Source organism: Microvirga aerophila, assembly GCF_003332305.1.
Taxonomy (GTDB): domain Bacteria; phylum Pseudomonadota; class Alphaproteobacteria; order Rhizobiales; family Beijerinckiaceae; genus Microvirga; species Microvirga aerophila.
In genome coordinates, this window is sequence record NZ_QOIO01000167.1 from 1 (window position 1) to 1,713 (window position 1,713).

The 1,713-nt window shown below is 60.2% G+C and carries 3 protein-coding genes; all 3 read right to left on the bottom strand.

Translation table 11 applies throughout. The features are described 5' to 3' along the window. Positions 1–78: 78 nt before the first annotated feature. A complete protein-coding gene (locus DRB19_RS29525) occupies positions 79–297 on the bottom strand; it encodes a hypothetical protein (RefSeq protein WP_114189493.1) in 219 nt (72 codons plus the stop codon). Between the two features lie 101 nt (positions 298–398). Beyond that, positions 399–974, bottom strand: coding sequence for a transposase (locus tag DRB19_RS29530; RefSeq protein ID WP_245439925.1), 576 nt, complete (start codon positions 972–974; stop codon positions 399–401). Then, positions 860–1,333, bottom strand: coding sequence for a winged helix-turn-helix domain-containing protein (locus tag DRB19_RS29535; protein WP_114189494.1), 474 nt, complete (start codon positions 1,331–1,333; stop codon positions 860–862). The genes DRB19_RS29530 and DRB19_RS29535 overlap by 115 nt, the downstream gene beginning before the upstream one ends. Positions 1,334–1,713: the final 380 nt, after the last annotated feature.

Consider the following 1,713-nt stretch of genomic DNA (forward strand, 5'->3'; position numbering starts at 1 on the left):
CGCAGTCCCTCGAGGCGCCAAGTATATTCCTCAATCGCGCAACGCACCTGATCCCAACAACGTTCCGCTACCAAACAGCTAGGCCGCTGCCTTTGGTTTTTCCGGCGGAATCTGAACCTTACGTTCTTGATTTCGCTCTTGTTTTGTCCTCATGAAAACCAGAAGCACGCCTGCAATAAGAGTAAAAATGCTGCCGCCGAAAGGTGCTGCAAGGAGTGCGGTAGGCGCTCCATACGTCCAGAGCGCCGCTGATGTAACCGAACTGCCGATCAAGGCAGCAGCCAACAATATGATCATGGAATCGTCCTCATTCGGCGTGAATTTTATACTTACCATTCGTTACGAATAAATTGATCGGGGTTGTCAACAATGCCAATCAAGCAGGCTACTGTAGTGAATTAATGATCTTCACGAAAGTCCTGCAACCGAGAGACTGCGTGTCGGAAGAAGCTGACGATCATCTCAGGTCGGCGCTGCAGGCGGGCGAACTCGCGGCGCGCCACGCGGTGGAGATCGGCGACTGATCGAGGCAGCGCATTCTCCATGGCTCGTTTGACGAACGCATTGCACTGCTCCTCCGGATTGAGCTCGGGTGCATAGGCCGGCAGGTAGGCCACGGCAAAGTCCTGCGGATGGGCCGCAATGAAGGCGCTGGTGAGCTTTGACCGGTGTGCGTTGAGCCGGTCCCAGACCACCAGCAGCGGCGTGCCGATCCGTCTCCGGAAGGAGCGCAGAGCCGAGATCACGATCTCACTTGAGATGCTGGTGCGGAAGTGGCGGGCATACAGCCGCCCGTCAGGCGTGATCGCCACGATGCTTGACACCTCTCGCCGCTTGCTCACCCGCTGGAGCACCGGGGCTATTCCGCGCCGCGCCCAGGTTGTGCCCGGCCGGGCACGGAAGCTGTGGCCGGTCTCATTCCAGAGGAGAAGCGTGCGATGCTCTCGCTGCGCCTTTTTTTGAGTGCCACCCAGTCGCGCTTGGGCCAGACCGCAATCACGAGTTCGTCCCGCTCTTTGGCCCGTGTCGCCGGACGCTGCACGCTGAAGTCGTGCGCCTTGAGAGGCCGCTCCAGATAGCGCGGATGATAACGCACCCCGAACTCGCGCTCGATGAGCGCCGCAATACGTTTGAGGGTCCAGCGCTCGGTGGCAAAACCCGCCGCCATGGCACCCCGATCGAGGAGCCGCCCCAAGCGGGCCCAGGCTTTCTCGTCGAGCCGCGGTGGTCGCCCTGTGATGGATCGCGCTTGCAGGCCGCGACCACCCTCTTGGGCATGGGTTGCGGCCCAGCGGCAGACACTGGCCCGACTGACGCCCAGTTGTCGGGCCAGTGTCTGCCTGGGAGAGCCGTCCCTGACCTAACAGCCTCGCGGCCGCCAGACGGCGCTCCTCCATCTGCTCCGGCGTCAGATGCGCCGGACGCCACACGTTGCCATCCATCGCGAACCTCCTCACGAGGACTGACACTGCCCTATGTTACACCGCTTTCGTGACGATCATTAGCGCAGATTTTGTGTTATGTGGCAGTGGGTCATCGCGCGTTAGAGCCAGCTACACTTGCGTGAGATCATCTCTCTTCCTGGGCGTGCCGCATGATTGGCGTCGACCCGGACCCAGCTCATCAAAAAATGCTCTGGTGGGTTCAACCGGTCAGCGCATCATGATTGATTTCGTTGTGCTTCGGGAGAACTATCCATGGCGCTTATGGGTC

Excerpts from the sequence above, each read along its gene's own strand:
- DRB19_RS29525 (WP_114189493.1), bottom strand. The coding sequence starts at position 297 with ATGATCATATTGTTGGCTGCTGCCTTGATCGGCAGTTCGGTTACATCA.